Here is a 6,051-nt window from a genome sequence, read left to right on the forward strand (position 1 = left end):
GTCCGGAGCAGGGTCGGTGGCCGGTTCGGGGTGGGTCCGGAGCGGGGTCGGTGGCCGGTTCGGGGACGGGTGTCGCGTTTGTCCCGGCGGGGGGCTGTGGCTCGAAATCGGCGGTGCTTAGACTTAGCCAAGCCTAACTTTGCTTCGCTCTCGATTGGGTCCGATGTCAGCCGCCGCACCACGCCGCTCCAGACGCGCACTCGCGACGGCGGCGGCCGTCGCGGCGCTGCTGGTGGCGATACTCCTCAGCCTCGCCGTGGGGGCCCGTTCCATCCCCCCGTCCGAGGTGTTCGACGCCCTGCTGCACGGCGGGCACTCCGACAACGCCGAAGTCGTCCGGAACCTGCGCGTGCCACGCACCCTGATCGGGCTGATGGTCGGCGCCGCGCTGGCCCTCGCGGGCACGGTGCTCCAGGGCATCACCCGCAACCCCATCGCCGACCCCGGCATCCTCGGCATCAGCCAGGGCGCGTCGGTGGGCGTGGTGCTGGCCATCGCGTACGCCGGTGTCCACACCCTGACCGGATACGTGTGGTTCGGGTTCGTGGGGGCGGCGGTCGCCTCCGTCGCCGTGTACGCCATCGCGTCGAGCGGGCGCGGGGGCGCCACCCCCGTGAAGCTCGCCCTGGGCGGCGCCGCGATCAACGCGCTGCTGGTCTCGGTGACCTCGGCGGTGCTGACGACCAAGGCGTCCGCGCTGGACGAGTTCCGCTTCTGGCAGGTCGGCTCGCTCGGCGGGCGCGAGGCCGACATCGCCCAGCAGATCTGGCCGTTCATGCTGCTCGGGACGGTCCTCGTGCTGTCCGTGGCACGCGGGCTCGACGCGCTGGCGCTCGGCGAGGACCTGGCGAAGGGCCTGGGCCAGAAGGTCGCCACGGTACGGATCGTCGGCGGCATCGGGGCCACGGTGCTGACCGGTGCCGGTGTCGCGGCGGCCGGGCCGATCGCGTTCATCGGGCTCGCCGTCCCGCACATCGCCCGCGCGGTCGTCGGCTCCGACCACCGCTGGGTGCTGCCGATGGCCGCGCTGATCGGGCCCGTGATGCTGCTCGTCTCCGATGTCGTCGGCCGTGTCCTGTTCCCGCCGAGCGAGGTCCCGGCGGGCGTGATGACGGCCCTGATCGGCGTTCCGTTCCTGGTCGCCCTGGTACGCCGGAAGGCGGTGCCCGCATGAGCACCGGAACGAAGACGGTGGAGGCGGCCGGGACGGCGGTGCGGGTGCGGCCCGCCGGGTACGGGGTCGTGCGGATCGGGGCGCGGGGCCGGTTCCTGCTGCACCGCCGGGCGGCCCTCGTCGCCGTCGCCCTGATCGTCCTGCTGGCCGCGGTCTGCGTCGCGTACCTCTGTGTCGGCGAGAGCTTCGTGGCGCCCGGCGAGGTCGTGAAGGTGATCCTGGGGCAGCCGTCCCCGGACGAGCTGGTCGTCGGCACGCTGCGACTGCCGCGGATGGTCACGGGGCTGCTGGTCGGCCTGGCCTTCGGGGTCGCCGGTGCGCTGATCCAGACCGTCGCCCGCAACCCCCTCGCGAGCCCCGACATCATCGGCATCAGCCAGGGCGCGAGCGCGCTCACGGTCGGTGCGATGACCTTCGGCGTCACCTCGTACACCGTCCTGCCGTACCTGTCCGTCATCGGCGGGGTGGCCGCGGCGGCGCTCGTGTACGTCTTCGCCTGGCGCGGCGGCCTGCACGCGGCCCGTTTCGTCCTCATCGGCATCGGCTTCGCGATCGCGCTGCGGTCGGTCACCACCCTGTTCCTGACGAAGGGCGACTACCTGGTCGCCCAGCAGGCCAAGATCTGGATGACCGGCTCTCTCAACGGCCGCGGCTGGGACCAGGCCGCGCCGCTCGCCTGGACGCTGCTGCTCCTGCTGCCCGCCGTGCTGTGGGCCGCCCGCGCGCAGCGCACCGTCTCGCTGGACGACGACACCGCGACCGCGCTCGGGGTACGGCTCGGGCAGGTGCGGCTCGGGCTCGTCGCCATCGGTGTGGTCCTGGCGTCCGTGGCGACCGGCACGGCCGGGCCGGTCGACTTCGTGGCGCTGCTCGCCCCGCAGATCGCCCGCCGGATGACCCGCACCGCGCAGATCCCGCTGCTGTGCTCGGCCCTGCTCGGCGCGGTGATCGTGGTGTTCGCGGACCTGCTCGCGCGCAAGCTCTTCTCGCCCACCGAACTTCCGGTGGGCGTCCTGACGGCGGCGGTCGGCGCCCCGTACCTGATCTGGCTGATCGTCCGCGGACGGGGCGGCGGTCGCGGCCGCAATGGAGGCACCGCATGAGTTCGACCCGTACGTCCGACGCCCTGTCCGGAGCCGTGTCCGGCGCGACCGGCCGGCTCGCCGCGCGGGGGCTGACGCTCTCGTACGAGGACCGCACCGTCGTCCACGAGCTGGACCTCACCGTGCCGGACGGGCAGGTCACCGTCATCGTCGGCCCGAACGCCTGCGGCAAGTCGACCACCCTGCGCGCCCTGGGCCGGCTGCTCAAGCCGCGCGGCGGGTCGGTGCTCCTCGACGGCACCGAGCTGTCAAAAATCCCCACCCGGAAGATCGCCCAGTCGATCGGGCTGCTGCCGCAGACCCCGGTGGCGCCGGAGGCGATCACCGTCTCCGACCTCGTCGCCCGCGGCCGGCAGCCGCACCAGCACTGGTGGCAGCAGTGGTCGGACGAGGACGAGCGGGCGGTGACGGAGGCGATGGAACGCACGGACGTCTCCGCGCTCGGCGACCGGTCGGTGGACGAGCTGTCCGGCGGGCAGCGCCAGCGGGTCTGGATCGCGATGGCGCTCGCCCAGGAGACCGATCTGCTGCTGCTCGACGAACCGACCACGTACCTCGACATCGCGCACCAGGTGGAGGTCCTGGACCTGGTGCGCCGGCTCACCGCCCCTGCGGCGGACGGCACCCGGGGCCGGACCGTCGTCACCGTGCTCCACGACCTCAACCAGGCCGCCCGTTACGCGGACCACCTGGTCGCCATGAAGGCGGGCCGGATCGTCGCCGAGGGCCGCCCGGAGGACGTCGTCACGGCCGACCTCGTGCACGAGGTCTTCGGCCTGGACGCGGTGATCGTCCCGGACCCGGTGACGGGTTCGCCGCTGGTGGTGCCGGGGGCTCCCTGGCAGGCCGCGCCGACGACGGAACCGACGCCGAATCGGACTTCGGCTTCGGCTTCGGCTACTTCAACTTCAACTTCGACGCCGTGAACCCATGTGTCCGTGACCGGCATTCCGACCCCGACGAAAGGCAGTCCATGTCCCTCACCGTCCGCCGCCGCGGCCTCGTCCTCGGCGCCCTCACCCTGACCGGCGCGCTCACGCTCGGCGCCTGCGGTTCCTCGGACTCCGGCGGCGGTGACGGCTCCGGCGCCGGAGCGGCCGAGAAGCACACCGTCAAGACGGCGATGGGCGACGTCGAGGTGCCCGTGGCCCCGAAGCGCGTCGTGGTCCTCGACACCGGCGAGCTGGACTCCGCGCTCACCCTCGGCGTGCAGCCCGTCGGCGGGACGCACTCGGCGACGGAGGACAGCTTCCCGTCCTACCTGCCCGAGAGCCGGACGAAGGACATCAAGGAGGTCGGCGAGATCGCCAACCCCAACCTGGAGACCGTCGCCTCGCTGAAGCCGGACCTGATCCTCACCAGCAAGGTCCGTGACGGCGACCGCTACGAGCAGCTCAGCAAGATCGCCCCCACCGTGATGACGGAGTCCACCGGAACGGCCTGGAAGGAGAACTTCCAGCTGCACGCGGAGGCGCTCGGCAAGCAGGCCGAGGCGAAGAAGGTCCTCGCCGAGTACGACGCCCACGTCGCGAAGGTGACCGAGGCGATCGGCGGGAAGGAGAAGGCGGCCGGGACGGAGGTCAACTTCGTCCGCTTCGTCGAGGGCGCCGACATCCGCATCTACGGCAAGCAGAACTACATCGGCTCGATCCTCGCCGACCTGGGCCTGGGCCGCCCCGCGATCACCGACAAGGCCAAGGACGGCTTCTCGTACGACGTGTCCCCCGAGAAGATCGACCTCGCGGACGCGGACGTCATCTTCACGTCCACCTACGGCGACCCGGGCAAGGCGGGGACGACCAAGACGATGAACAGCGGCCTGTGGAAGGGGCTGACGGCGTCCAGGAACGACAAGGTCTTCAAGGTCGACGACCGCCTGTGGATCGCGGGCATCGGCTACACGGCCGCGGGCAAGATCCTCGACGAGCTCCAGGCCGATCTGACGAAGTAGGAGCGGGAGGGGGCGAGGAGCGGGCCGGAGCCGGTCCGCCCCTCCCCCTCTCTACTCCACCCGCCTCCGCGCCCGCCACACCAGGAACGCCGCCGAGGCCAGCGCGGCCGTGCGGACCACCACCGGCCACATCCCGCCCAGCACGTCCCCCAGCCCTCCCCGCAGCACCCCTCCCCCACCGGCCTCGGACCGACCGTCGCCGAGGCGACCTCGGGGATGTCCCCCGGCCGCCTCCAGGAGATCCTGGCCGCCGCCGGGCTGCCCGCCACCCACGACCCGGTCTCCGCCGTGGCGTCCCTGGCCGGGCTGTTCACCGACCGGGCCCGGATGGCCGGGCTGCTGGACACCGCCCCCGCCGAGGCCCTGTCCGTACTGGACCGGCTGGTGTGGGGGCCGCCGTACGGGGAGATCACCCCGAACCCCACCCCGCCCGTGCGGTGGCTGCGCGACCGGGGACTGCTGCTGCCCGTGTCGACCCGCACCGTGGTGCTGCCCCGCGAGGCCGCCCTGCATCTGCGGGCCGGCCGCGCCCACCGCGTACCGGAACCGCGTCCACCGGCCGTGGAGGCGGTCGCCCGGCGTGATCCACAGGCTGTGGACAGCGCCGCGGCCGGCCAGGCGTTCCTGGCGGTGAGCACCGTCGAGGAGCTGCTGAAGAACTGGAACGGCGGCGGCCCCCCGATACTGCGGGCCGGCGGGCTCGGTGTCCGGGACCTGAAGCGGACGGCCGCCGCCCTCGAAGTCCCCGAGCCGGTCGCCGCGTTCTGGGCCGAGACCGCCTACGCGGCCGGGCTGCTGGCCTCCGACGGGGAGGCCGACGAGCGGTACGCCCCGACGCCCGCGTACGACGACTGGGCCGAACTCCCCGCCCAGGAACGGTGGGTGGCCCTCGCCACCGCCTGGCTCGCCGCCACCCGCACCCCCGGGCTGATCGGCGGGCAGGACGCCAAGGGCCGGGCCCTGTCCGCGCTCGGCCCCGAGCTCGACCGCTCCGTCGCCCCCGAGGTGCGCCACCGGGTCCTCGCGCTCCTCGCCGCCCTCGAACCGGGCACCGCCCCCGACCCGGAGACCGTGCTCGCCCGGCTCCGCTGGGAACGCCCCCTGCGCGGCGCCGGGCCCGCCGCCCCGGGAGGAGCCCCGGAAGGGGCCTCGGACCTGCGGTCGCGCATCGCGCTGTGGACGCTCAACGAGTCCGAACTCCTCGGCATCACCGGCCGCGGGGCGCTCGCCGCGCACACCCGCGCCCTGCTCGACTCCGGGCCCGCCGAGGCCGCCGCGCTGCTCGCGCCGCTGATCCCGGAGCCGCTGGACCACGTCCTGCTCCAGGCCGACCTCACGGCCGTCGCCCCCGGCCCGCTGGAACGCCCCCTGGCCGACATGCTCTCCGCCCTCGCCGACATCGAGTCGAAGGGCGGCGCGACGGTCTACCGGTTCACCCCCGGGTCCGTGCGCCGCGCCCTGGACGCCGGGCAGTCGGCGGCCGACCTGCACGCGTTCCTCGCCGCCCACAGCCGCACACCGGTCCCGCAGCCGCTCAGCTACCTCATCGACGACGTCGCCCGCCGCCACGGCCACCTGCGGATCGGCGCCGCCTCCTCGTACGTGCGCTGCGACGACGAGGCCGTGCTGAACGAGATCCTCGCCGACCGGCGTTCGGTCACCCTGCGCCTGCGCCGTCTCGCGCCGACGGCCCTGGCCGCCCAGGTAGACCCGGCGTCCCTGCTCGACGGGCTGCGCGAGATGGGGTACGCCCCGGCCGCCGAGTCCGCCGACGGCGACGTCCTGATCACCCGCGCGGGCGCCCGCCGCACCCCGCCCCGCAC

The 6,051-nt window shown here is 73.8% G+C and carries 4 protein-coding genes and 1 pseudogene; all 5 read left to right on the forward strand.

Going from position 1 to position 6,051, the window contains the following annotated elements; all coding sequences use genetic code 11:
• The first annotated feature begins 163 nt into the window (after positions 1-163).
• Positions 164-1,174 carry an iron ABC transporter permease gene (locus EAO76_RS36415; protein WP_148840520.1) on the forward strand — a complete coding sequence of 337 codons (1,011 nt, stop codon included), beginning with the start codon at positions 164-166 and terminating at the stop codon, positions 1,172-1,174.
• The gene (locus tag EAO76_RS36420; RefSeq protein WP_148840521.1) at positions 1,171-2,277 is read left to right on the forward strand and encodes an iron chelate uptake ABC transporter family permease subunit; all 1,107 of its coding nucleotides are present in this window, start codon (positions 1,171-1,173) and stop codon (positions 2,275-2,277) included. Before EAO76_RS36415 ends, EAO76_RS36420 begins: the two co-directional genes overlap by 4 nt.
• Positions 2,274-3,203 (forward strand): ABC transporter ATP-binding protein, encoded by a 930-nt coding sequence (locus tag EAO76_RS36425; protein ID WP_148840522.1) that lies wholly within the window; start codon positions 2,274-2,276, stop codon positions 3,201-3,203. The genes EAO76_RS36420 and EAO76_RS36425 overlap by 4 nt, the downstream gene beginning before the upstream one ends.
• Before the next feature lie 47 nt (positions 3,204-3,250).
• Positions 3,251-4,228, forward strand: coding sequence for an ABC transporter substrate-binding protein (locus EAO76_RS36430; protein ID WP_148840523.1), 978 nt, complete (start codon positions 3,251-3,253; stop codon positions 4,226-4,228).
• Positions 4,229-4,378: 150 nt separating this feature from the next.
• Positions 4,379-6,051 (forward strand): annotated as a pseudogene (locus EAO76_RS36435) (helicase-associated domain-containing protein); the annotation flags it as partial.

It is taken from the genome of Streptomyces sp. sk2.1 (assembly GCF_008120935.1).
Lineage (GTDB): Bacteria > Actinomycetota > Actinomycetes > Streptomycetales > Streptomycetaceae > Streptomyces.